The 23,123-nt window shown below is 63.6% G+C and carries 21 protein-coding genes; 11 read left to right on the top strand and 10 right to left on the bottom strand.

The features are described from left to right. Nucleotides 1-254 precede the first annotated feature (254 nt). Complete coding sequence (locus MB901379_RS01130) at nucleotides 255-1,187, top strand: LysR family transcriptional regulator (RefSeq protein WP_158014930.1); 933 nt, start codon at nucleotides 255-257, stop codon at nucleotides 1,185-1,187. Here the strand turns inward: MB901379_RS01130 and oxc are convergent. After that, a complete protein-coding gene (gene oxc / locus MB901379_RS01135) occupies nucleotides 1,171-2,931 on the bottom strand; it encodes an oxalyl-CoA decarboxylase (protein ID WP_174237066.1) in 1,761 nt (586 codons plus the stop codon). The two genes, MB901379_RS01130 and oxc, sit on opposite strands and share 17 nt — an antisense overlap. A gap of 365 nt (nucleotides 2,932-3,296) precedes the next feature. Here oxc and MB901379_RS01140 point away from each other — a divergent pair, with 365 nt between their 5' ends. Further along, nucleotides 3,297-4,904, top strand: a complete 1,608-nt coding sequence (locus MB901379_RS01140) for a FadD7 family fatty acid--CoA ligase (protein WP_232022059.1) — start codon at nucleotides 3,297-3,299, stop codon at nucleotides 4,902-4,904. On the opposite strand, the gene MB901379_RS01145 is transcribed toward MB901379_RS01140, so the two are convergent. From MB901379_RS01145 to MB901379_RS01155, 3 genes are all read right to left on the bottom strand, one after another. Further along, on the bottom strand, nucleotides 4,857-5,375 hold the full coding sequence (locus MB901379_RS01145; RefSeq protein WP_158014933.1) for a DUF2231 domain-containing protein: 519 nt from the start codon (nucleotides 5,373-5,375) through the stop codon (nucleotides 4,857-4,859). The genes MB901379_RS01140 and MB901379_RS01145 overlap by 48 nt on opposite strands. 15 nt (nucleotides 5,376-5,390) lie before the next feature. After that, nucleotides 5,391-7,550 (bottom strand): elongation factor G-like protein EF-G2, encoded by a 2,160-nt coding sequence (locus tag MB901379_RS01150; RefSeq protein ID WP_158014934.1) that lies wholly within the window; start codon nucleotides 7,548-7,550, stop codon nucleotides 5,391-5,393. 193 nt (nucleotides 7,551-7,743) lie between these two features. After that, nucleotides 7,744-8,151, bottom strand: a complete 408-nt coding sequence (locus MB901379_RS01155; protein WP_158014935.1) for a TIGR03668 family PPOX class F420-dependent oxidoreductase — start codon at nucleotides 8,149-8,151, stop codon at nucleotides 7,744-7,746. A 41-nt stretch (nucleotides 8,152-8,192) separates the two neighbouring features. Here MB901379_RS01155 and MB901379_RS01160 point away from each other — a divergent pair, with 41 nt between their 5' ends. The 5 genes from MB901379_RS01160 to MB901379_RS01180 all read left to right on the top strand — a co-directional run bounded on the left by MB901379_RS01160 (nucleotide 8,193) and on the right by MB901379_RS01180 (nucleotide 13,947). Next, nucleotides 8,193-8,678: a nuclear transport factor 2 family protein gene (locus MB901379_RS01160; RefSeq protein ID WP_158014936.1), complete on the top strand. Its 486-nt coding sequence runs from the start codon at nucleotides 8,193-8,195 to the stop codon at nucleotides 8,676-8,678. Nucleotides 8,679-8,774: 96 nt separating this feature from the next. Next, a complete protein-coding gene (locus MB901379_RS01165) occupies nucleotides 8,775-9,848 on the top strand; it encodes a S1C family serine protease (protein WP_158014937.1) in 1,074 nt (357 codons plus the stop codon). Nucleotides 9,849-9,969: 121 nt separating this feature from the next. Next, the gene (gene treS, locus MB901379_RS01170) at nucleotides 9,970-11,754 is read left to right on the top strand and encodes a maltose alpha-D-glucosyltransferase (protein WP_158014938.1); all 1,785 of its coding nucleotides are present in this window, start codon (nucleotides 9,970-9,972) and stop codon (nucleotides 11,752-11,754) included. A 62-nt stretch (nucleotides 11,755-11,816) separates the two neighbouring features. Beyond that, nucleotides 11,817-13,184 carry a maltokinase N-terminal cap-like domain-containing protein gene (locus MB901379_RS01175; RefSeq protein ID WP_158018863.1) on the top strand — a complete coding sequence of 456 codons (1,368 nt, stop codon included), beginning with the start codon at nucleotides 11,817-11,819 and terminating at the stop codon, nucleotides 13,182-13,184. A gap of 82 nt (nucleotides 13,185-13,266) precedes the next feature. After that, a complete protein-coding gene (locus MB901379_RS01180; RefSeq protein ID WP_158014939.1) occupies nucleotides 13,267-13,947 on the top strand; it encodes a YoaK family protein in 681 nt (226 codons plus the stop codon). A 78-nt stretch (nucleotides 13,948-14,025) separates the two neighbouring features. Here MB901379_RS01180 and ag85C read toward each other — a convergent pair whose 3' ends face one another. From ag85C to MB901379_RS01205, 5 genes are all read right to left on the bottom strand, one after another. Beyond that, on the bottom strand, nucleotides 14,026-15,018 hold the full coding sequence (gene ag85C, locus MB901379_RS01185) for a diacylglycerol acyltransferase/mycolyltransferase Ag85C (protein WP_158014940.1): 993 nt from the start codon (nucleotides 15,016-15,018) through the stop codon (nucleotides 14,026-14,028). 250 nt (nucleotides 15,019-15,268) lie between these two features. Beyond that, nucleotides 15,269-16,087, bottom strand: a complete 819-nt coding sequence (locus MB901379_RS01190; RefSeq protein ID WP_158014941.1) for an ABC transporter permease — start codon at nucleotides 16,085-16,087, stop codon at nucleotides 15,269-15,271. Beyond that, nucleotides 16,077-16,892, bottom strand: coding sequence for an ATP-binding cassette domain-containing protein (locus MB901379_RS01195; protein ID WP_158014942.1), 816 nt, complete (start codon nucleotides 16,890-16,892; stop codon nucleotides 16,077-16,079). Before MB901379_RS01195 ends, MB901379_RS01190 begins: the two co-directional genes overlap by 11 nt. Further along, entirely contained in the window at nucleotides 16,889-17,392 is a 504-nt protein-coding gene (locus MB901379_RS01200; protein ID WP_158014943.1) for a MarR family winged helix-turn-helix transcriptional regulator, read from the bottom strand. Before MB901379_RS01200 ends, MB901379_RS01195 begins: the two co-directional genes overlap by 4 nt. Before the next feature lie 18 nt (nucleotides 17,393-17,410). After that, the gene (locus MB901379_RS01205; protein ID WP_158014944.1) at nucleotides 17,411-17,908 is read right to left on the bottom strand and encodes a metallophosphoesterase family protein; all 498 of its coding nucleotides are present in this window, start codon (nucleotides 17,906-17,908) and stop codon (nucleotides 17,411-17,413) included. A 36-nt stretch (nucleotides 17,909-17,944) separates the two neighbouring features. Between MB901379_RS01205 and MB901379_RS01210 the strand changes: the two genes are divergently transcribed. Further along, nucleotides 17,945-18,400 carry a MaoC family dehydratase gene (locus MB901379_RS01210; RefSeq protein WP_158014945.1) on the top strand — a complete coding sequence of 152 codons (456 nt, stop codon included), beginning with the start codon at nucleotides 17,945-17,947 and terminating at the stop codon, nucleotides 18,398-18,400. 101 nt (nucleotides 18,401-18,501) lie between these two features. On the opposite strand, the gene MB901379_RS01215 is transcribed toward MB901379_RS01210, so the two are convergent. Then, nucleotides 18,502-19,797 carry an acyl-CoA dehydrogenase family protein gene (locus MB901379_RS01215; protein ID WP_197717887.1) on the bottom strand — a complete coding sequence of 432 codons (1,296 nt, stop codon included), beginning with the start codon at nucleotides 19,795-19,797 and terminating at the stop codon, nucleotides 18,502-18,504. A 128-nt stretch (nucleotides 19,798-19,925) separates the two neighbouring features. Here MB901379_RS01215 and MB901379_RS01220 point away from each other — a divergent pair, with 128 nt between their 5' ends. From MB901379_RS01220 to MB901379_RS01230, 3 genes are all read left to right on the top strand, one after another. Continuing rightward, nucleotides 19,926-20,531, top strand: a complete 606-nt coding sequence (locus MB901379_RS01220; RefSeq protein WP_158014946.1) for a GNAT family N-acetyltransferase — start codon at nucleotides 19,926-19,928, stop codon at nucleotides 20,529-20,531. Nucleotides 20,532-20,604: 73 nt separating this feature from the next. Continuing rightward, on the top strand, nucleotides 20,605-20,946 hold the full coding sequence (locus MB901379_RS01225) for a hypothetical protein (RefSeq protein WP_158014947.1): 342 nt from the start codon (nucleotides 20,605-20,607) through the stop codon (nucleotides 20,944-20,946). Nucleotides 20,947-21,011: 65 nt separating this feature from the next. Beyond that, entirely contained in the window at nucleotides 21,012-23,120 is a 2,109-nt protein-coding gene (locus MB901379_RS01230; RefSeq protein WP_158014948.1) for a catalase, read from the top strand. The last annotated feature ends 3 nt before the right edge of the window (nucleotides 23,121-23,123 follow it).

Here is a 23,123-nt window from a genome sequence, read left to right on the forward strand (position 1 = left end):
GCGATCAACTCAACGACAGTCTAGTTGCTCTATGCCCCGTGCGTGGCGCTAGCAAACACACTTCGGCGCGGTTCGGACACCGTGGCGGGGCCGACGGCTCCCGCGGCGTTGCTGTCCTGACTGGTCTCGCACCGCCGCAGTTGGACGTCGCCGCCGGGTTGCGCGTAGTACCCCGAGGGGACCTGTCGGCACCACCGAACCGGGTCGACCGGTAGCCTCAGCGAATCGGTTGCCCCAAGGCCCAGGAGGTGCGGGTGCTCTTCCGTCAACTGGAATACTTTGTCGCGGTCGCCCAGGAGCGACACTTCGCCCGGGCCGCCGAGAAGTGCTATGTCTCGCAGCCGGCGTTGTCCTCCGCGATCGCCAAACTCGAACGCGAACTCAACGTCACCCTGATCAACCGCGGCCACAGCTTTGAGGGACTCACTCCCGAGGGGGAGCGGTTGGTGGTGTGGGCCAAGCGGATCCTCGCCGAGCACGACGCGTTCAAGGCCGAGGTCGATGCCGTGCGATCCGGTATAACCGGGACGCTGCGGTTGGGCACGGTTCCGTCCGCATCGACAACGGCGTCTTTGGTGTTGTCGGCCTTCTGCTCGGCCCACCCCCTGGTCAAGACTCAAATCTGCTCCCGGCTGGCCTCAACCGAGCTGTACCGACGTTTGCGTGACTTCGAGCTGGACGCCGTCATCGTGCACGCAACAACGGAAGACGGACACGGTGTCGAGCTGGTGCCGCTGTATGAGGAGCACTACGTGCTGCTGTCACCCGCCGACATGCTGCCGCCCGGAACATCGAGGCTGGGCTGGCCGGACGCCGCGCAATTGCCGCTGGCGCTGCTCTCGTCGGACATGCGAGACCGACAGATCATCGACGCAGCGTTTTCCGAACACGCCATCACTGTCAGTCCGCTGGTCGAAACAGACTCCGTTGCTTCGCTATTCGCGCAAGTTGCCACCGGGAACTGGGCCTCCATCGTTCCACACACCTGGCTGTGGGCCATGCCGGTGGGCGGCGAAATTCGCCCCGTTGAACTGGCCGATCCGACAGTCAAGGCCCAGATCTCCCTGGCTACCAACTCGACTGGCCCCGGCTCCCCGGTTGCCCGAGCGCTGGTCACCTCGACCCGAGCGCTGTCGCTGAACGAGTTCTTCCAAGCGCGGATGCTAGGTATCAGTCATCGGCGCTGATCGGCGACGATGTTGCCGTGCTGGTGGGATTCAGGTTCGCCAGATGTCCGCTCTCCACGCCTGCGGCGGGATCGAGTTCGCAGTCGATGATCGCGGGAGCGTTGGATTCGAGCGCAAGGGTCAGGGCGGATTCCAACTCCGCTGGAGTGCTGACGTGATATCCTTTACCGCCGAACGCTTCTGCGATCAGCTCATGCCGCGCTGACGCGTTGAGCACGGTGGGGGCAGGATCGGCAACGTGGCTCGGCGAGCTACCCGGCGACGTGGCATTATCCTCGTCACCGCGATAGACGCCGCCGTTGTTGAGAATTACCACGGTTACCGGAAGTCGGTAGCGGCAAATGGTTTCGATCTCCATACCGCTGAAGCCGAAGGCGCTGTCGCCTTCGATCGCGACGACGGGCCGACCCGTCTCGACCGCCGCCGCGATCGAATAGCCCATGCCGATGCCCATCACACCCCAGGTCCCGGTGTCGAGCCGGTGCCGCGGCAAATCCATGTCGATGACGTTACGGGCCAGATCAAGGGCGTTGGCCCCTTCGTTGACCAGATAGACATCCGGATGACGTTGCAGCACCGCGCGAATTGCGCCGAGCGCGTTGTAGAACCGCATCGGGTGTGGGTCTTCGGACAGCCGCTGCCTCATCTTGGCGTCGTTGCGTGCCTTACGGTCCGCGAGCTCGCCGAGCCAAGCTGTCGGGGCCGATATCGGCTGTCGAGTTGCGCCGTGCACAAGCGCCGACATCGCCGAACCGATGTCACCGGTCAGCGGTGCCACGATGGGCCGATTGTTGTCGAACTCCGATGGCGCGATGTCGATCTGGATAAACTTTGCATCGGTCGACCATTGCGGCGACTCGCCATGGCCGAGCAGCCAGTTTAGTCGGGCACCGACGAGCAGTACGACATCGGCGCGTGCGATGGCCAGCGAGCGAGCGGCGGCCGCCGACTGCGGATGCGAATCCGGCAGTAGGCCTTTGGCCATTGACATGGGCAGAAATGGTATCGCGGTTGCTTCGATGAACTCGCGAATCACGTTGTCGGCCCGGGCATAAGCGGCACCCTTGCCGAGTACGATCAGCGGGCGATGAGCCTGCGCCAGCACGCTAAGCGCCCGGTCGACCGCATCCGGAGCTGGCAGTTGCCGCGGGGCCGGATCGACGATCTGCCACACGGTTTCCGCCGCGGCCGCGGCGTCCATCGCTTGACCGAGCACCTCGCCGGGAATGTCGAGGTAGACCCCGCCAGGTCGGCCAGAGGCCGCGCTGCGGAAAGCGCGTGCGACCCCGATGCCGATGTCTTCGATGCGGTTGATCCGATACGCGGCTTTCACGAACGGTCGGGCGGCGTTGAGCTGGTCGATCTCCTGGTAGTCGCCGCGCTGCAGGTCTACGATGGACCGTTGGCTCGATCCGGAGATCTGGATCATGGGAAAGCAGTTCGTGGTTGCGTTGGCCAGCGCGGGCAGGCCGTTGAGAAAGCCGGGGCCCGACGTGGTCAGACAAACACCGGGCCGCGCGGTGAGGAAGCCCGCCGCGGCCGCCGCATTCCCGGCCGAGGCCTCGTGGCGAAAGCCGATATAGCGGATACCCGAAGCCTGGGCGGTGCGGGCCAGGTCAGTGATCGGAATGCCGACGAGCCCGTAGATGGTGTCCACGCCGTTGGCTTGCAGAGCGTCCACCACGAGGTGGAAGCCATCAGTTAAGCGGCTCGCGTCCAATCCGGTGCTCGATCCGGCCGCCATTTCGCTGGTGGATGCCGATTGTGAGGCCATGCTGGCGACTCCTCGTCTTGCTCGGTTGGGGCAGGCGGGGCATCGCCGACGCGGGCGGCCCGGATGTCTCGATCATCACTTTCGTCGGATGACTAGGCCATGTCCAAGAGCGGATCGCTATGCAGCGATTGACACCGTCTATCAACCGTTTGCCGCGGCGGCGGCCAACGGCCCGATCTCCGGTCGATAGCTACCGGCTATTGACCGTTAGCAGATCGATATTGGACAACACGATTTGTCACCGGCATCGTGCTGATCAGGTGCTCGCCGCGCACCATGACTTCAGTAAGGAGCGCCACCCGATGTCATCCGACGCCATCATCAGCGACCAGGCAATGGCCGAGCACCTCGGCGCGGACCGGTCCGGCGACCAAGCGAGTCCACGCATCGCCGACCTGATCGCGCTGGCGGCAACTGGTGTTCCCGAGGCGGTGGCACTCATCGTCACCTCCGATCGCGTCCCGATCAGCTACCGCGACTTGGTCCGTCTGGGCGATGACCTGGCCCGGCAGCTCACCAGCGCAGGTCTGGAGCCGGGCGATCGCGTGGCGTTGCGGGCGGGCAGCAGCGCCGAATTCGTCGTCGCGTTATTGGCCGCCTCGCGAGCAGATCTGATTGTGGTTCCGTTGGATCCGGCGCTGCCCCTCACCGATCAACAGATGCGGGTCGACGCCGCGGGAGCGCGGGTGGTGCTGATCGACGCCAACGGACCTGACGAAGGCGAAGGGGCGACGGTTCGGTGGTGGCCGATTGCGGTGAACGTGGGCCGTGGCAACGGCACCCCGGAGGACACCCCGTCGGTCCACCTGAACGCTGCCACCGCGCCGAACGCGGTGGCGTCGACGCCCGAAGGGCTACATTCCGACGACGCCATGATCATGTTCACCGGCGGGACCACCGGATTGCCAAAGATGGTTCCCTGGACGCACCGAAACATTGCCGACTCCGTCCGGGCCATCATCGCCGGCTACCAACTGGGCCCAGAAGACGGGACCGTGGCCGTGATGCCCCTGTACCACGGCCACGGGCTGATGGCCGCGCTGCTGTCGACCCTGGCATCCGGCGGCACGGTATTGGTGCCCGCCCGCGGCAAATTCTCGGCGCACACATTTTGGGATGACATCGCCGCGGCCCGGGCCACCTGGTACACCGCGGTGCCGACGATCCACCAGATTCTGTTGGAGCGGCTAAAGACCGAGGCTGAACCGGCCGGGCGCAAACCCGCCGCTTTGCGCTTCATCCGCAGTTGCAGCGCCCCGCTCACCCCGCAGACGGCGCAGGCGTTGCAGGAGGAGTTCTCCGCGCCGGTGCTGTGTGCGTTCGGCATGACCGAGGCCACGCACCAGGTGGCAACGACCAGCATCGGGCGCGCTGGTCAAGATGAAACTCCCGCCGGCTCAGTGGGTCTGGTAGGCCGGTCGACCGGCCCTGACATCCGGATCGTCGGTTCCGACGGGCAGGCCGTCGCGCCCGGTGCCGTCGGCGAGGTTTGGCTACGGGGCAGCACCGTGGTGCGTGGCTACCTCGGCGACCCGCAGATAACAGCGGCAAACTTCACAGACGGGTGGTTGCGAACCGGAGATTTGGGCGCACTGTCCGAGGACGGGGACCTCAGCATCCGTGGCCGGATCAAAGAACTGATCAATCGAGGCGGTGAGAAGATTTCGCCGGAGCGCGTCGAGGGTGTGCTTGCTGGCCATCCCAATGTCTTGGAGACGGCCGTGTTAGGGATCCCGCACCCGCTCTACGGTGAGGCTGTCGCGGCGGTTGTGGTGCCGCGGGAGCCCGCGCCAAGCGCGCAAGAGCTAACCGAGTTCTGCCGAGAGCGCTTGGCAGCCTTCGAGATTCCGGCAAGTTTTCAGTTGGTGCCCGAGTTGCCGCATACCGCGAAAGGGTCACTCGACCGGCGTGCGGTAGCCGAAAAGTTCGGCCGACAAACGTAATTCGGCCGGTGCAGATGCGACGGAACCCCACGCGGCCTGCGCGCCGGAGTCCCCGACGCGGTAGGTCTGCACCAGCGTTGCCGCGGCCGCGGAGATCACCAATAGCGTGACCAGTGCGCGCACACCGGATTTGATCGTGCGCTCGCGGACGTGCCGAATATGCACGATGGTCAAAAGGGTGACCGCTACCGCCTGCGCCGCCACATAGTAAGCTAGGGACTCGCCCAGCTCCCGGTGAGTCTCGACTTCGGGCGACTTGCCGAGCCGCCCCTCCAACCATTCACCCGAGCTGGCCGTCAACGGGGTCACGACAAGCGTGATCACCGCCAGCGCCAGGGTCAGCCAGATCAGCCGCTGTCGTGCCGCGGGCCATAGCGCGCACATGATCGCCAGCATCGCGACCAACGGACCCAGGACGACGACGAGGTGGTTGAGCAGTATGTGGGCTGGTAGTCCGCCGATGGTCGACATGAATCCTGGTGGCTCCTAGGCGGTTGCCTTCACCCGGGCCGCGGCTGACTCCGGCATTGGTTCATAGCGGGCGAACGTGCGGGTGAATGATGCGGCCCCATGGGCGAGTGACCGCAAGTCGATTGCGTACCTGGTCAGTTCCACCTGAGGGACCTCGGCCTTGACTACCGTGCGTTCATGGCCCACCGTGTCGGTACCGAGCACCCGGCCGCGACGGCTGGACAGGTCGCCCATTACCGCACCGACATAGTCGTCGGGAACCAGGACCGAAATTTCATCGATCGGCTCGAGCAAGGTCACCTTGGTCGCGGCGGCGGCTTCTCGCAACGCCAGCGCACCGGCCATCTGGAACGCGAAATCCGAGGAGTCGACGCTGTGGGCCTTACCGTCGCGCAGGGTCACTCGGATGTCGACCACCGGATAGCCGGCCGCCACCCCCTTCTCCATCTGCGCCCGGACGCCCTTTTCCACGCTGGGGATGAATTGCCGCGGCACCGCGCCGCCCACCACCTTGTCAAGAAACTCGAACCCGGAGCCCTCCGGCAGCGGCTCCACCTCGATGTCACATACCCCGTACTGTCCGTGTCCACCTGACTGTTTGACGTGTCGGCCGTGGCCTTTTGCCTTGCCGCCAAAGGTCTCTCGTAGCGGCACGCGCAACTCGACCGTGTCCACGGTGACACCGTAGCGGTTGGCCAGCGCCTCTAGCACAACGCCGGCATGTGCCTCACCCATGCACCAGAGAACGATCTGGTGTGTCTCCTGGTTCTGCTCGATCCGCAATGTCGGGTCTTCGGCGGCGAGCCGGCCCAACCCGACCGACAGCTTGTCTTCGTCGGTCTTGGCGTGCGCCTGGACGGCGACCGGCAGCAAGGGTTCCGGCATCGTCCAGGGCTTGAGTACCAAGGGTTCGGCCTTGTCCGAGAGCGTATCGCCGGTCTCGGCGCGGCTCAGCTTGCCGATCGCGCAGATGTCGCCCGCCACCACCGTGGTTGCGGGGCGTTGTTGCTTGCCGAGCGGAAACGACAGCACCCCGATGCGCTCGTCTTCGTCGTGATCGGGGTGGGTGTTCCCATTCCCGTTGGTCCCTCCGAAAAAGGACGAGAAATGACCCGACACATGAACGGTGGCGTCGGGTCTAATGGTCCCGGAGAACACCCGGACCAGGCTGACCCGGCCGACGTACGGATCGGATGTCGTCTTGACCACTTCGGCAAGCAATGGTTCGTCGACGTTGCAGGCCAACTCGGCGTGTGCGGCGCCATGCGGGGTGAAGACCTCCGGTAGCGGGTGCTCGCGCGGCGAGGGGAAGCCTCGGGTGATGATTTCCAACAGCTCCAAGGTGCCGACACCGGTGCCGCTGCACACCGGGATCACCGGGAAGAACGAGCCTCGGGCAATGGCCTTCTCCAGATCCTGGATCAGCACCGATTCGTCGACCTGCTCACCACCGAGGTAGCGCTCCATCAGCGATTCGTCCTCAGACTCCTCGATGATCCCCTCGATCAGGGTGCCACGCGCTTCCTCGGTGCGATCGGTATCCGATGAGTCCGGGGGGCTCTCGGTCCGCTTGCCGTCGGCGTAGCTGTACTGGGTTTGGGACAACAGCCCGATCAGGCCGGCGCAGGTGGGCAGGCCGGTCGGCAGATATAGCGGCATCACCTTGTCGCCGAATGCGTCTTGTGCGGCCGCTAGTGCCTCCGGATAATTCGCTCGCGCGTGGTCGAGCTTGGTGATCACCACGGCCCGGGGCATGCCGACCTGGCTACATTCCTGCCAGAGGGACTTCGTCGGCTCGTCGACACCTTCGTTTGCCGCGATTACGAACAGGGCGCAGTCCGCGGCGCGCAATCCGGCCCGCAACTCACCGACGAAGTCGGCATATCCGGGTGTGTCAACGAGGTTGACCTTGATGCCGTCATGGGCCAGGGAAGCCACCGCAAGGCCAACCGAGCGCTGTTGCCGGATCTCCGCATCATCGAAGTCGCAGACGGTGGTGCCGTCGGTCACCGAGCCGGGGCGAGGCAACACACCCGCCGCGACCAGTAGGGCTTCCACGAGGGTGGTCTTGCCGCCCCCCGACGGACCGACCAGAACCACGTTGCGAATGGCGTCCGGACCCTCCGCGGTGGGCACAGCTCCCGCCCCCGAGGAAGCGCCTACTCTGTCGGCCACGACTTACCTCCCGTTCTCCCGGGGTGTCCGCTCATTCCCGTACGCGGTGTGTTCCAGCCCACAGGATGCAGTAGCAACTTTTCCCCCAACAGCCGCCCAATACAAGGGTCGGCCCATCGCACTGCCAGATCTTGGCGCCCCGTCATGGTTCTCGACCCGGCGCCGAACCGGCCGGTGCGGTGGCCAGGTCTGGTTAGGCGTGCCAGCTCGTCCAGCGCCGTACGGTGACGGTGATGACCGGGCCGTCCAATGAAACAGATTGGTACTGAGGATATTTGGCCCGAAGCAAGCGATGGCCAGTGTGCATCGCTTCGCCGTCGTGGTGAACCGCCGCAACGCCGTCGGCGCGGACCCACCACAGCTGCGTCCAATCGTCGTCGTAGCGGTCGACGAGCACGCTGGCCTCGGGGTGGCTCGCGACGTTGGAGAGGCGACGCAGCCGTTGGGTGCTTTTGGGTTTCCCGTCCACGGCGGTGAAGATGCAGTCCCGCGCTACGGCGAAGACGACCGGCACCACATGGGGAATGCCTTCGGGCGTGATGGTGGCCAGCCGCGCCACCCGAGACTGAGTGAATCGGACCTTCGGGTCGAATCCGCCCACGTGCCCAGCCTAGGACCGGCTCGCCGCGCTACCGTTACCCGATGCGGGCGGAGACGCAGATCACCAATCTCCTGTACCGCTATGCCGAATGCATCGACGGCGGCGACCTGGACGGGGCGGCCGGGCTCTTCGAGCACGCTCGCATTCGGGTTCGCGGAGACGACACGATCGACGCGGCGGGTTTGCTGAAGATCTGGAAGTCGCTGATCGTGCTTTATCCCGACGGGACACCCCGTACCAAGCACGTGGTTAGCAATCCGATTATCGATATTGACGCGCACGCCGAAACTGCGCATTGTCGCAGCTACTACACCGTCTTGCAGCAAACCGACGACTTTCCGCTGCAGACCATCGTGACCGGCCGGTACGTCGATCGTTTCGACTGCGTCGACGGAAATTGGCGGTTTTCCTATCGCGACCTGACCCTTATCGACATGGTGGGCGACGTCAGTCGCCACCTCAACTATTCGATTGCGCCGACCGCTGGGTACTGGCAACGATCTGGACCTGAGCACGGTCAGCTATAGCTATCCTTGGACTAATCTGTAAGACAAAGTTTTGCCGCCCGGACCTCAAGGCTGGGACAATGCTCTGATGCTTACCCCGACGCAGGAGGTTGCGGGATGAAGAAATTGCGCGATCGCTCACCGAGGTGGGCATGGTTATTCGCGATAGTGGCCGTGCTGGGATTGGGCTTGGCCACGTCGCCGGCGCCCGCCCAGGCGGCGCCGTCCACCCTGGCGCTAGACCGATTCGCCGACTATCCCACGCTGCCGCTGGACCCGTCGGCAATGGTCGCCCAGGTGGGTCCGCAGGTGGTCAACGTCAACACCAAGCTCGGCTATAACAACGCCGTGGGTGCCGGAACCGGCATCGTCATCGATCCCAACGGTGTGGTGCTGACCAACAACCACGTCATCTCGGGTGCCACCGACATCACCGTGTACAGCGTCGGCGACGGCAACACCTATGGCGTCGATGTGATCGGCTACGACCGCACGCAGGATGTCGCGGTGTTGCAGCTGCGCGGCGCCGGTGGCCTACCCGCCGCCGCGATCGGCGGTGGAGTCGCTGTCGGCGAGCCGATCGTGGCGATGGGCAACACCGGCGGACAGGGCGGAACGCCGCGTGCGGTGCCGGGCCGCGTGGTCGCACTGGACCAGACCGTACAAGCGTCCGACTCCCTGACCGGCGCCGAGGAGACGCTCAATGGGTTGATCCAAGTTGATGCCGCGATCGCACCGGGCGACTCTGGTGGACCGATCGTGAACAGCATGGGCCAGGTGGTTGGCATGAACACCGCCGCATCCGACAACTTCCAGATGTCCGGTGGTGGTCAGGGATTCGCCATCCCTATCGGCCGTGCGATGGCGATCGCCGGACAGATCCGGTCCGGGGGCGGGTCGCCCACGGTGCACATCGGGCCCACCGCCTTCCTCGGCCTGGGCGTCGTCGACAACAACGGCACCGGCGCCAGGGTCGAGCGCGTCGTGGGCAGCGCTCCCGCCGCGGGCATCGGGATCTCCACCGGCGATATCATCACCGCCCTGGACAGGACACCGATCAACTCGGCAACCGCGATGTCTGATGCGCTCAACGCACACCATCCCGGTGACATCGTCTCGATCAGTTGGACCTCCAAGTCGGGTGTGCAACGCACCGAAAACGTGACGCTGGCGGAGGGCCCCCCGGCCTGACCTCGTCGCGGACGCTCGACGTCGGTGGGCCAATTCGTATGGCATTGCCGGTAATTGACCGTACCGATGTGAGCGCGATTCTTATGGTTGTCCCTCGGGTACCCGTGGCATCGTGGAATTGATGAACGACGCAAGAGATACCGTCGAGCACGATCCTGCTGAGGGCAGCCATGTCGCGGGAGGGGTGGTCGAGCATCCCGATGCGAAGGATTTTGGCAACGCCGCGGCACTTCCGGCCGATCCGACCTGGTTCAAGCACGCCGTCTTTTATGAGGTGCTAGTCCGTGCGTTCTACGACGGCAACGCGGACGGTTCGGGTGATCTGCGCGGCCTCATGGACCGCCTGGACTACCTGCAGTGGCTGGGCATTGACTGCATATGGCTGCCCCCGTTCTACGACTCGCCCCTGCGTGACGGTGGCTATGACATCCGGGATTTCTACAAGGTCTTACCCGAATTCGGCACCGTCGACGACTTCGTCGCGTTGGTCGACGCCGCTCACCTGCGCGGCATTCGCATCATCACCGACCTGGTCATGAACCACACCTCAGAGTCGCACCCATGGTTCCAGGAATCCCGCCACGACCCAGACGGGCCCTACGGTGACTTTTACGTGTGGAGTGACACCAGCGAGAAATACACCGACGCTCGGATTATCTTCGTCGACACCGAAGAGTCGAACTGGACATTCGATCCGGTCCGCCGCCAGTTTTACTGGCATCGATTCTTTTCACACCAGCCGGACCTCAACTATGACAACCCGGCCGTACAGGAAGCAATGATCGACGTCCTGCGGTTTTGGCTAGACCTGGGGATCGACGGGTTCCGGTTGGATGCCGTGCCCTACCTGTTCGAACGCGAGGGCACCAACTGCGAGAACTTGCCGGAGACGCACGCCTTCCTCAAACGCGTCCGCAAGGTGGTGGACGACGAGTACCCGGGCAGGGTATTGCTGGCGGAGGCGAACCAGTGGCCGGAGGATGTCGTCGAGTACTTCGGCGATCCCGGCACCGGCGGCGACGAATGCCACATGGCCTTTCATTTCCCACTGATGCCGCGCATTTTCATGGCGGTGCGCCGGGAGTCGCGGTTTCCGATCTCGGAGATTCTGGCGAAGACGCCACCGATACCCGAGCTGGCCCAGTGGGGAATCTTCCTGCGCAACCACGACGAGTTGACGTTGGAGATGGTCACCGACGAGGAACGCGACTACATGTATGCGGAGTACGCCAAGGACCCGCGGATGAAGGCGAATGTCGGCATCCGCCGTCGCCTGGCGCCGTTGCTGGAGAACGACCGTAATCAAATCCAGTTGTTCAATGCGTTGCTGCTGTCCCTGCCCGGGTCTCCGGTGTTGTACTACGGCGACGAGATCGGCATGGGCGATGTCATCTGGCTCGGTGATCGCGACGGCGTGCGGACTCCGATGCAGTGGACACCGGACCGTAACGCCGGATTTTCCACCGCCAACCCCGGCCGGCTCTATCTTCCGCCGAGCCAGGACTCCGTCTACGGCTACCAGGCGGTCAATGTCGAGGCGCAGCGTGACACCTCGACGTCGCTGCTGAACTGGACTCGCACCATGCTTGCGGTGCGCCGCCGCCACAATGCGTTCGCTGCCGGCAGCTTCCAGGAACTGGGCGGATCGAACCCGTCGATCCTGGCCTACGTGCGCGAAGCCCCGGGCGACGATGGTGAAGACGATGACGTGGTGCTGTGCGTGAACAACCTGTCGCGGTTCCCGCAGCCGATCGAACTGAACCTGCAGCAGTGGAACAGCTATACGCCCGTCGAGCTGACCGGGCAGGTGGATTTTCCCAGAATTGGGCACCTTCCCTATCTGCTAACACTTCCAGGACACGGGTTCTACTGGTTCCAGCTGTCCGCATCCGAGGAGGAACGATGACTCGTGCCGGCGACGATGCAGTGGGGGTACCGCCCGCTGGTGGGGGACCGGAGGGGCCGCCGATAACGTGGACGGCCACGCTTGCCGCCAGGCTGCCCTGGTCCGAATGGTTGCCGCAGCAGCGGTGGTATGCGGGCCGCAGCCGCGAGTTGTCCGCCGCCGAGCCCGGCGTCGTGGTTTCTCTTCGCGACAATCTCGACTTGGTGCTGGTTGACGCCAGCTACAGCGATGGTTCGGCCGAGCGCTACCAGGTGATCGTCGGTTGGGATGCCGCCCCGGTGTCGGAGTTCAGCACGCTTGCCACGATCGGCTCCGTCGACGGGCACACCGGATTCGATGCGCTCTATGAGCCCGAGGCTCCGCAGTTTCTGTTGTCGTTGATCGACTCCGGCGCCGAACGCAGTTCGTCGGCCGCACAGGTCCGGTTTACCCGGGAACCAGATGTGGAGTTGCCGCTCGCCGCCCATCCGCGTGTTTCGGACGCAGAACAGAGCAATACCAGCGTGATTTTCGACCGCGGGCCGGGTGCCATCGTCAAGGTGTTCCGTCGCGTCAGCCCGGGTATCAACCCCGACATCGAACTCAACCGAGTGCTGGGACGCGCCCGCAATCCGCACGTGGCCCGGCTCCTTGGTAGCTATGAGATAGCTGCCCCGGACGACTCGCCGGACGCATTGTGTCCGCTGGGTATGGCGACCAAATACGAGGCGAATGCGGCTGAGGGTTGGGCCATGGCTACCGCCAGCGTTCGCGACCTGTTCGCGGAGGCCGATTTGTATGCCCACGAAGTCGGTGGGGACTTCGCCGGTGAGTCCTATCGTCTGGGCGAAGCGGTCGCGTCCGTGCATGCGACCCTGGCGGAATACCTGGGCACGGCACAGGCAACGTTTCCGGTGGACCACGTACTAGCGCGGCTTTCGTCGGCCGTGGCGGCGGTACCTGAACTGGAGCAGTTCGCCGCAACAATTCAGGAGCGATTCAACAAGCTGGCGGACGAGCCGATCACCGTCCAACGGGTGCACGGGGATCTGCACCTGGGCCAGGTGCTGCGAACCCCGGGAAGCTGGCTGGTGATCGACTTCGAAGGTGAACCCGGTCAGCCGCTCGCGGAGCGGCGGGCGCCGGATTCACCACTGCGTGACGTTGCCGGTGTGTTGCGCTCCTTCGAGTACGCGGCCTACGGGCCGCTGGTGGAACACGCCGACGACAAGCAGCTGGCCGCCCGTGCCCGGGAGTGGGTCGAGCGCAATCGAGCCGCGTTCTGCGACGGCTATGCGGCCGCCTCGGGAACCGATCCGCGAGATTCCGAGCTGTTGCTAGGCGCCTACGAACTCGACAAGGCCGTCTACGAGACCGGCTACGAGGCCCGGCATCGGCCCGGCTGGCTGCCGATACCGCTGCGCTCGATCGCCCGGCTGACCGTCGCGTAGCCAGCCACCGCCGGCGGCTGCCCGGCCGACGGTGGTCGCGCCGTCGCCTGCACGCGCAACCGGCGTCTGGAAGCATGTGCGTGTGATCAAGGAGATTTTCGACAGTGAGGCAAGGTTGTCGTGGGTGCTGGCGGTGTTGGCGGGGGTGTTGGGGGCAACCGCGTTTACCCACTCTGCGGGCTATTTTGTGACTTTCATGACGGGCAATGCCCAACGCGCCGTGTTGGGCTACTTTCGCGAGGACATGTGGCTTTCGATAACTGCGGGGCTGCTGTTGCTGTGCTTCGTCCTGGGTGTGGTGGTTGCCTCGGTGTGCAGGCGTCATATCTGGGTCGATCATCCGCATGGTCCGACCGTGCTGACGACGTTCAGTCTGATAGCCGCGACCGCACTCGACATCGTCATTGGGGGCTGGGAAGACGGCCAGCTTGATTTCTTGCCGATCATGTTCGTGGTTTTCGGGGTTGGCTCGTTGAACACCTCGTTCGTCAAGGACGGCGAGGTGTCGGTGCCGTTGAGCTACGTGACCGGCACGTTGGTCAAGATGGGGCAGGGCATCGAACGGCATATTGCCGGCGGAAACTCCGCGGACTGGCTCGGCTACTTCCTGTTGTTCGCCAGCTTCGTGCTGGGCGCCACCGTGGGCGGCGGCGTCAGCCTGGTGGTCAGCGGAACGCAGATGCTGGCCGTCGCCTCCACCGTGTGCGCGATAACAACCGGCTATACCTATTTCCACTCCGACCGTCGGGCTTTGTTGCGGTAGCCGCGGCGCCGACAAACATCGGCAGCAGCGCTGGCCGTTGCGCTGCTGCCGATGCTGGCTTGTTGCTACTGCCGGTTCTCAGGCCGAAGGGTTGGTTCCGTTGAGCACCTGCTGGATGTCGCCCTTCATGGCGACCAGCTGCTGATTCCAATAGGGCCACGAGTGCGTTCCGTTGGTCGGGAAGTTGAACACTCCGTTGCGCCCGCCCGATGCCAAATAGGTGTCCCGGAAGGTCTGGTTGGTGCGCAGCGTCAGCCCTTCGAGGAACTTCGCCGGCATGTTGTCGCCGCCGAGGTCACTGGGGGTCCCGTTGCCGCAGTAGATCCAGATCCGGGTGTTGTTGGCCACCAGACGTGGAATTTGGAGCATCGGGTCGTTGCGCTTCCAGGCCGGGTCGGTGGATGGACCCCACATGCTGTTGGCGTTGTAACCGCCCGAGTCGTTCATCGCCAGACCGATCAACGTCGGCCACCAGCCCTCGGAGGGGTTGAGGAATCCGGACAGGGACGCGGCGTAGGGGAACTGCTGTGGGTAGTAGGCGGCAAGAATGAGGGCCGAACCTCCCGACATCGAAAGGCCCACTGCCGCATTGCCGGCTGGTGACACGCCCTTGTTGGCCTGCAGCCAGGTGGGCATCTCCCTGGTCAGGAATGTCTCCCATTTGTAGGTGTAGTTCTGACCGTTGCCTTGGGAGGGCTGGTACCAGTCGCTGTAGAAACTGGACTGGCCGCCGACGGGCATCACTACCGACAAACCGGACTGGTAGTACTCCTCGAAGGCGGGCGTGTTGATGTCCCAACCGTTGTAGTCGTCCTGCGCTCGCAGACCGTCGAGCAGGTAGACCGCGTGCGCTCCGCCACCTTGGAACTGGACCTTGATTTCGCGGCCCATCGCCGCCGATGGCACCTGCAAGTACTCCACCGGGAGGCCTGGCCTCGAGAACGCCCCCGCGGTTGCGGTGCCGCCGACGGCCCCGACGAGACCGGTCAATAGGGCAGCCCCTATGGCCGCGACAGCCAGCCGGCGCGGCGCGCCGGCCGCTGCGCCACGCAACTTCTCAACGAACTTCATAGCTCCTACCCATCCCAACTTTCATCTGCCGCACGACGCGGTCGAATCTGTCTGGGCGAGTGAAACACAGCGGCACTACACAATTCGTTTATCACGGCCGAAGCAAAACATCGCGTTTGGTTAACGATTGAGAGTCGGGCCGGAATCGTCGCGTTCAGATAACGATTGGCGCTCAGATCGATATTCATTCTTCAGAATTGTTAGTCCATGGGCTAGCAATTCTGCAATTCAGGGCCGAGATTCGCTCGGACTAGGAGACCAGACGGCGTAAAACCTTTGACGCGGTGATGATTCCGATGACCGGCACTATCACTAACACGACGACGTCCACCGGGTTGAAAGGGGTGCCGATCAATAACGCCCGCAAAATGTCGACCTCGTAGCTCAATGGGTTCACCGTGCTCAGTGCGTTCAGCCAGGTTGGCATTACGTCGACCGGGTACAGCGCATTGGAAGCGAAGAACAGCGGCATCGTGATGGCCTGCCCGATACCCATCAGGCGCTCGCGATTGCGTACCAGTCCGGCCAGGGTCATCGACAGGCACGCGAAAAATGCGGCGCCGAGCATCACCACGCCCATGGCAGCCACGATTCGGAGTGGGTTGGTGGTCAGTCCGACACCCATCGCGTAGGCCAACACCAACACCCCGACGACCTGGGCGACCGATCGGACACCGGCGGCGAACGACTTGCCGGTGATCAGCGCCGATGCTGGCGCTGGGGTCGCCATGAGTTTGTCGAGGATACCCGCGTCTCGGTCCCAAATAATTTGTATGCCATAGAAGATCGAGATGAACAGCGCTGACTGAGCAATGATTCCGGGCGCCAGAAATGCCAAGTAGGACACCGCGCCGGTGTCGATGACATGTAAGTGGCTGAAGGTGGTGCCGAAGATCAACAACCACAGCGCCGGCTGCACCATCCGCGTGAAAAGCTCGGTTCGGTCGTGCTGCAGCTTCTGTAATTCGACGATCGCGAATGCCGCTATGCGGCTAAGCATTGCGGAAACCTTGTCGAATCCGCGGGGGGCGCGGACCAGGCTCAGCGCACCGGCGTGATCAATTGACATCGCGGGCGATCCTTCTGGTGGAGCGTATTTCAGACATTCCGGACGGAGCATCGGTCGCCAAGTCGGACGCCGAATAGTGGCGGAACACGTCCTCGAGGGTGGCGTCGGGCGACAACGTCGACTTCAACTCCTCGGGTGTTCCCACGGCCCGCAGCGCGCCCCGATGCATCAGCGCCACCCGGTCGCACAGCAGGTCCGCTTCTTCCATGTAATGGGTAGTCAGCAGCACTGTCATGCCGAACTGAGACTGCATGCGTTGCACCTGTGTCCATACGCCGTCGCGCGCAATCGGATCGAGTCCGACCGTTGGTTCGTCCAGGACCAGCAGTGACGGACGGTTGACCAGGGCCTGGGCCACCTCCAATCGGCGAACCATGCCGCCGGAGTAGGTTGTTGCCAACCGATCGGCGGTATCAAGTAGGTCCATCGCGGCCAGCGCCGCATCGACGCGCTCGGCGCGCTGGGTTCGCGGCACACCGTACAACCGGGCAAACCATTCCACATTTTGCCGTCCGGTCAGGGCGGTTTCGATCGAAAGTTTCTGTGGCACATAGCCGATATTGCTGCGTATGGCTACCGTCTGGTGGCGGGCATCCAGCCCGAAGATGTGTAGCTCGCCGTGACGCACCGGCGCCAACGTGGTCAGCATACGCACCACCGTCGTCTTCCCGGCGCCGTTGGGTCCCAGCAGGCCCATCGTTTCGCCGGCCCGGACCTGCAATGTGAGGTTGTCGACTGCGGTGTGCTTGCCGTAGCGATAGGTCAGCTGGCAGCAGTCGATCGCCGGGATGGCTGGTGTGTTCACTCTCTTTGTTCCTGAAGCTTTTCTGTTTGTTCCTGAAGCTTTTCTGTTTGTTCCTGAAGCATCAGGGTCACCTCTTCGAGGACCTCCAATCCCTGTGCCAATACCCCGATTCGGTTGTCATCAAGCCGGCGCAGCAGGTCGGCGAGCAAGGCTCGCCGTGCTTCCGCCGAGGCATCGATCACCTGCTGAGCCGACTCGGTGAGCCGCAATCGGCCGACGCGGCGGTCGGCGGCGTCGCAGGTTCGTTCCAGCAATCCCTCGCCGACCAGCTTGGATACCAGAGTCGAGGCGCTGTTGGCGACCAGCCCAAGCTCGTTTGCGGCATCGCTGATCGAAACCCCGGGTCGTCGCGCTACCAGCCGCAATAGCTCGGCCTGTGACTCGGACAGGCTGCCGGGCGAATAGCCGGTGCCGCTGGATCGCCGTAGTTGCCGACGGAACCTGCCTAGGATCCCCGGAACTGCAGCGGCGAGATCCGTTCGGGTGGTCACTTCCGCCATAATACATCTGTAGGGGAGCTATGTTTCTACCTGATGAAGAATGACGCTGGTCAGGGCTGCTTTCTGCGCCTCGACCGTCATGTAGGTGCAGGCGGGTTGTCGGCGGCGATCCGTTGGCGATCCCGGATTCAACAACCGCAGGCCGGTATCGGTCGTGCTGTCCCACGGGATGTGACTGTGGCCGAAAACCAGCACGTCACTGTCTGGATAGCGGCGAGACATCCGCGCCTCGCGGCCGGCCGCGGGGCCCGTCTCGTGGACCACCGTGAAGTGCACCCCCGATAGCGTCGCGTCCGCTCGTTCCGGCAGTCGGGACCGCAGCGCGGGCCCGTCGTTGTTTCCCCAGCACGCGACCAGGCGCGCGGCCCGGGTCTCCAGTTCGTCGAGTAGGTCGGCGGCCACCCAATCACCCGCATGAATGACCACGTCGGCGCGCAGCACTTCGTCCCAGACCTGTGCGGGCAGGTCCCGAGCGCGTTTCGGGACATGCGTATCGGCAATCAGCAGCAGCTTCACACGATCTATGCTTACCCCCGAGCAGAGGAGCCGGTCATGCGTACCTTCGAGTCAGTAGCCGATCTCGCCGCCGCTGTGGGCGAGACAATCGGACAAAGCGACTGGGTGACCATCACTCAGGAAGACGTCAACCTGTTTGCCGATGCGACCGGGGACCACCAGTGGATCCACGTGGACCCGGAAAGGGCGGCCAAGGGGCCGTTCGGCAAGACCGTCGCCCATGGCTTCATGACGCTCTCACTGTTGCCGCGATTGCAACACGATATGTACACCGTCAACGGCATCAAGCTGGCAATCAATTATGGGCTCAACAAGGTTCGTTTTCCCGCTCCGGTTCCGGTCGGTTCCAGAGTGCGTGCGCAGAGTTCGTTGGTCGGTGTCGAAGACGTCGGCAATGGCGCCCTGCAGGCGACGTTGTCGACGACCGTCGAGGTCGAAGGATCCGGCAAGCCGGCGTGCGTGGCCGAAAGCGTCGTTCGGTACGTCACCTAACCAGGCGACCCAGTAGTCGCGAAACATAATCTGTGGCCGTGTTTTACGGCGTTTCGCGTGCAAGATTTACGTGTCGTGATGAGCGGCGGCGCGCGACCGGGTCAGAATTCTGCGATTGCGTGTTCCAGGCGCTCCGCCAGCCGGGCCTCGGCGGCTGCGCGCCGGGTCGGGATGTGCTGCGACGGGAAAGGCGTTGTCACCGGCTCGTATTCACGTAACGTGCGGCGAGCAACCGTCATCTTGTGTAGCTCCGTAGCACCGTCGGCGATGCCCAGCGATTCGGCACCGACCATCATCTTGACGAATGGCATCTCGTCAGAGACCCCGAGCGCGCCGTGCAGGTGCAGGGCTCGTTGCGCCACGTCATGCAGCACTTGGGGCATCGCAACCTTGACCGCCGCAATGTCGCGGCGCACCTTCTGGTAGTCGTCATGCTTGTCGATCAGCCAGGCCGTGCGCAATACCAGCAGCCGGAACTGCTCAATCTGGACCCAGCTGTCGGCAATCTTCTCTTGGGTCATTTGCAGGTCGGCCAGTCGGCCGTGCCTGGTCTTGCGTGACACCGCGCGCTCGCACATCATGTCGAACGCCCTGCGCGCCAGCGCGATCGTCCGCATCGCGTGATGGATGCGGCCGCCACCGAGTCGGGTCTGGGCGATCATGAACGCCTGACCTTCACCGCCCAATACGTGATCGCCCGGCACCCGCACGTCGTTGTAGCGGACATAGCCGTGACTGGCGTGCTTGGCGGACTCTGTCCCCACGCCGACGTTGCGCACGATCTCGATGCCGGGTGTCTCAGCGGGAACAATGAACAACGACATCTTTTCGTGGGTATGGGCGTCGGGGTTGGTGACGGCCATGACGATAAAGAACGACGCATGCTTGGCGTTGGTGGAAAACCACTTCTCCCCGTTGATGATCCAGCTGTCGCCGTCTCGGGTCGCGGCGGTAACGAACATCCCTGGGTCTGAGCCACCCTGCGGTTCGGTCATCGAGTAGCAGGAAGTTATCTCGCCATCCAGTAGTGGCTGCAGGTAGCGAGCTTTCTGTTCCTCAGTACCGAACAACGCCAGGATTTCGGCATTGCCTGAGTCCGGCGCCTGACAGCCGAACACCGACGGTGCCCAGCGGGACCGCCCGAGGATCTCGTTGAGCAGCGCAAGTTTGACTTGGCCGAACCCCTGACCGCCAAGCTCGGGCCGCAGGTGCGCGGCCCATAACCCCTGGCCCTTGACCTGCTGTTGCAGTGGCCGCAGTATCGCCATCATCTCGGGGTTCTTTTTGTCGTACGGATCGAGGGCGACGAGATCGAGCGGTTCGAGTTCGTCGACCATGAACTTGTGTACCCAGTCCAGCTTTGCCTGGTATTCCGGGTCCGTTTCGAAATCCCACACCGTCGGCCACCGTTCCCCGGCGCAGCGTTGCGCCGGCATCGTTCGGGGAGCCACACCATCGTACGGGTGGCCGCCGAGTCCAGCACACGGCATTTGCCCCGAATCTGGCACCTACTAGCCTGACGTGCGTGACACCGCAAGTGCGTCCCGCGACAAAGGGCGATATCCGCGAGTTAGCCCACACGCTGGCCGAAGCCTTCTACGACGATCCGGTGATGGTCTGGATGTTGCCCGACGACACTCGCCGGGCCGCCCAGCTACTCCGCGTGTTTGCGATCATGACCCGCCGTCACCACTTGGGACTTGGCGGGGTTGAGGTGGCCGCCAACGGCGCGGGTATCGGTGCGGCGGCACTGTGGGATCCGCCCGGTCACTGGCGTGAAACCGTCGTCGCGCAAGCGGTGATGATGCCATCATTGCTACGCGCACTTGGCCGTCAGACCGGGTTGGGACTTGCCGTCCAGGAGGCGATGAGGGCCGCTCACCCCGAAGAACCTCACTGGTATCTGGCGGTGATTGGCAGCGGCCTAAGTGTTCGCGGGCACGGCTTCGGACGAGCTTTGATGCACTCGAGACTGGATCGCTGCGACGCCGAGTACTGCCCGGCATATCTGGAGTCCTCCAAGCCGGAAAATGTGCCCTACTACGAGCGATTCGGCTTTGTGGTCACCGGCGAAATCACGCTCCCACGCGGCGGCCCGCCGATGTGGTCAATGTGGCGTGAACCGCGCTAGTCACCACCACGAACTTTTCGGTTCGGATGCGAACCGGGGTTTAGCGGCGTAGCGCTGCGGGCAACCGGAGCCGATGGCTCCAGGAGACCTAGTCGATCCCGCGAACTTCCCTGCGGAGGGCGGCCCTGGCGATACGCTCAACCCCGCCGAATCCACCGACTCCGACGTGTTGCACAACGCCGACGGCGACACTGTGGTCGACCCGCCCGAACGCTGGCGTGCGGTCGACCGGTTCGGCATGACGGCAGGTGAAGGACGGGCGGGGCCATCCCTCGACAACCGACTTGCGGCTGAGCAACCGGACACGCCAGCTGGTTCGTTGGATAGCGAGGGGCCGGGCAGGTTTCGTCGAGACCGCGTGGACGGCACCTTCGAAGAGGGCAGCTCATTGTTCGAGATCGTCGACGACGACTGATCCAGCCGTTTGTTCCGGTCTCAACGGGGTATCCGCACCGGAGTTCCTATAGCCGGAGAGGGCGAATGACAAGCAACAATCGTGACCCGAAACAACAGCAACTGGACCAGGTCCGGGTAAACCGGGAAACCGGTTACCTGACAACGCAGCAGGGTGTGCGGGTCGACCACACCGACGATGCGCTGAAGGTGGGCGAACGCGGTCCCACCCTGCTCGAAGACTTCCACGCCCGAGAGAAGATCACCCACTTCGACCACGAGCGGATCCCAGAACGGGTGGTGCATGCGCGCGGATCGGGCGCGTATGGCTACTTCGAACCCTACGACGATTCGCTGGCGGACTTCACTGCGGCGACGTTCCTGACCACGCCGGGCAAGCGGACCCCGGTGTTCGTCCGGTTCTCCACCGTGGTCGGATCCCGGGGGTCTGCCGACACCGTTCGAGATGTGCGCGGTTTTGCCACCAAGTTCTACACCGATCAGGGCAACTACGATCTGGTCGGAAATAACTTCCCGGTGTTCTTCATTCAGGACGGCATCAAGTTCCCTGACTTCGTACATGCCGTCAAACCCGAACCGCACAACGAGATTCCGCAAGCGCAGTCGGCGCACGACACCTTGTGGGATTTCGTCTCGCTCCAACCGGAAACCCTGCACACGATCATGTGGCTGATGTCGGATCGGGCGTTGCCGCGCAGTTATCGGATGATGGCGGGGTTCGGCGTGCATACCTTCCGGTTCGTCAATGCCAAGGGTGAGGGCACGTTCGTGAAATTTCACTGGAAGCCCCGCCTCGGTGTGCACTCCCTGATCTGGGACGAAACCCAGAAGATCGCCGGTAAGGATCCCGACTTCAACCGGCGCGATCTGTGGGAGGCCATCGAAGCCGGCCAGTATCCCGAGTGGGAGCTAGGTGTGCAGCTGGTGCCGGAGAGCGACGAGTTCGCATTTCAGTATGACTTGCTCGACCCAACGAAAATCATTCCAGAAGAACAGGTTCCGGTGCGTCCGGTGGGCAAGATGGTGCTCAATCGCAATCCGGACAATTTCTTTGCCGAGACCGAACAGGTGGCATTCCACACCGCCAATGTGGTGCCCGGCATCGACTTCACCAACGACCCGCTGCTGCAGTTCCGCAATTTTTCCTACCTGGACACCCAGCTGATCAGATTAGGTGGGCCCAATTTTGCCCAGCTACCGGTCAACCGGCCGCTCGCTGACGTCCGCAACAACCAACTCGACGGCTATGGCCAACACACCATTCCGCGAGGCAGATCCAGTTACCACAAGAACAGCCTCGGCGGGGGCTGCCCGGCACTTGCCGACGAAAATGTCTTTCGCCACTACACCGAAAAGGTCGACGGTGACAAGATCCGCCGGCGGGCCGAGAGTTTCCAGGACCACTACAGCCAATCGCGGATGTTTTGGAAGAGCATGTCGGAGGTCGAGGCCAAGCACATCGTCGCTGCGTACGCCTTCGAGCTTGGCAAGGTCGAAGTGGTCGAAATCCGTTCGCGCGTAGTCGATCAGCTGAATTTGATCGACCACGATCTGGCGGCCCGGGTCGCCGCGGCACTGGGTCTTCCTGTGCCCGAGGAACAGCCGGTCGACGACAAGATCCCGGCGTCCCCGGCGTTGTCCCAGCTGAACACGGCGACCGACAGCATCGAAACACGCAAGATCGCTATCCTGGCTGCCGACGGTGTCGACGCGGTGGGTACGCAGCGGTTCATCGATGCTATGCGCAAACGCGGCGCCATACCCGAAGTGCTCGCACCCACAGGGGGTGGCAAGCTCGCCGGCGGATCTGGTGGTGATCTGGCCGTTGACCGGGCGATCATGACGATGTCATCGGTGCTTTACGACGCGGTCGTGGTGCCATGCGGACCGGATGCCGTCCAGACGCTAGCCGAGGACGGTTATGCCGTGCACTTCATCACCGAGGCCTACAAACACCTCAAGGTGGTAGGCGCGTTCGGCGCCGGAGTCGAATTGCTGCGCAAGGCAGGGGTGGGCGAGCGAATGGCAGACAGCACGGATGTCGTTGCGGACAGCGGGGTTATCTCGACCACCGCGGCCGTCGATGACCTGTCGGACGATTTTATGGACGCCCTCGCCACCGCCCTGGCCAAGCACCGATCGTGGGAGCGGGAGACGGATTCGGTACCGGCCTGACGC

Source organism: Mycobacterium basiliense, from assembly GCF_900292015.1.
GTDB lineage: Bacteria > Actinomycetota > Actinomycetes > Mycobacteriales > Mycobacteriaceae > Mycobacterium > Mycobacterium basiliense.

Bases quoted from the DNA above. Each gene is read 5' to 3' on its own strand.
- oxc (WP_174237066.1), bottom strand. From the start codon at position 2,931: ATGGCGGCCGGATCGAGCACCGGATTGGACGCGAGCCGCTTAACTGAT.
- MB901379_RS01140 (WP_232022059.1), top strand. From the start codon at position 3,297: ATGGCCGAGCACCTCGGCGCGGACCGGTCCGGCGACCAAGCGAGTCCA.
- MB901379_RS01145 (WP_158014933.1), bottom strand. From the start codon at position 5,375: ATGTCGACCATCGGCGGACTACCAGCCCACATACTGCTCAACCACCTC.
- MB901379_RS01160 (WP_158014936.1), top strand. From the start codon at position 8,193: ATGCGGGCGGAGACGCAGATCACCAATCTCCTGTACCGCTATGCCGAA.
- MB901379_RS01165 (WP_158014937.1), top strand. From the start codon at position 8,775: ATGAAGAAATTGCGCGATCGCTCACCGAGGTGGGCATGGTTATTCGCG.
- treS (WP_158014938.1), top strand. From the start codon at position 9,970: ATGAACGACGCAAGAGATACCGTCGAGCACGATCCTGCTGAGGGCAGC.
- ag85C (WP_158014940.1), bottom strand. From the start codon at position 15,018: ATGAAGTTCGTTGAGAAGTTGCGTGGCGCAGCGGCCGGCGCGCCGCGC.
- MB901379_RS01190 (WP_158014941.1), bottom strand. From the start codon at position 16,087: ATGTCAATTGATCACGCCGGTGCGCTGAGCCTGGTCCGCGCCCCCCGC.
- MB901379_RS01200 (WP_158014943.1), bottom strand. From the start codon at position 17,392: ATGGCGGAAGTGACCACCCGAACGGATCTCGCCGCTGCAGTTCCGGGG.
- MB901379_RS01210 (WP_158014945.1), top strand. From the start codon at position 17,945: ATGCGTACCTTCGAGTCAGTAGCCGATCTCGCCGCCGCTGTGGGCGAG.
- MB901379_RS01225 (WP_158014947.1), top strand. From the start codon at position 20,605: ATGGCTCCAGGAGACCTAGTCGATCCCGCGAACTTCCCTGCGGAGGGC.
- MB901379_RS01230 (WP_158014948.1), top strand. From the start codon at position 21,012: ATGACAAGCAACAATCGTGACCCGAAACAACAGCAACTGGACCAGGTC.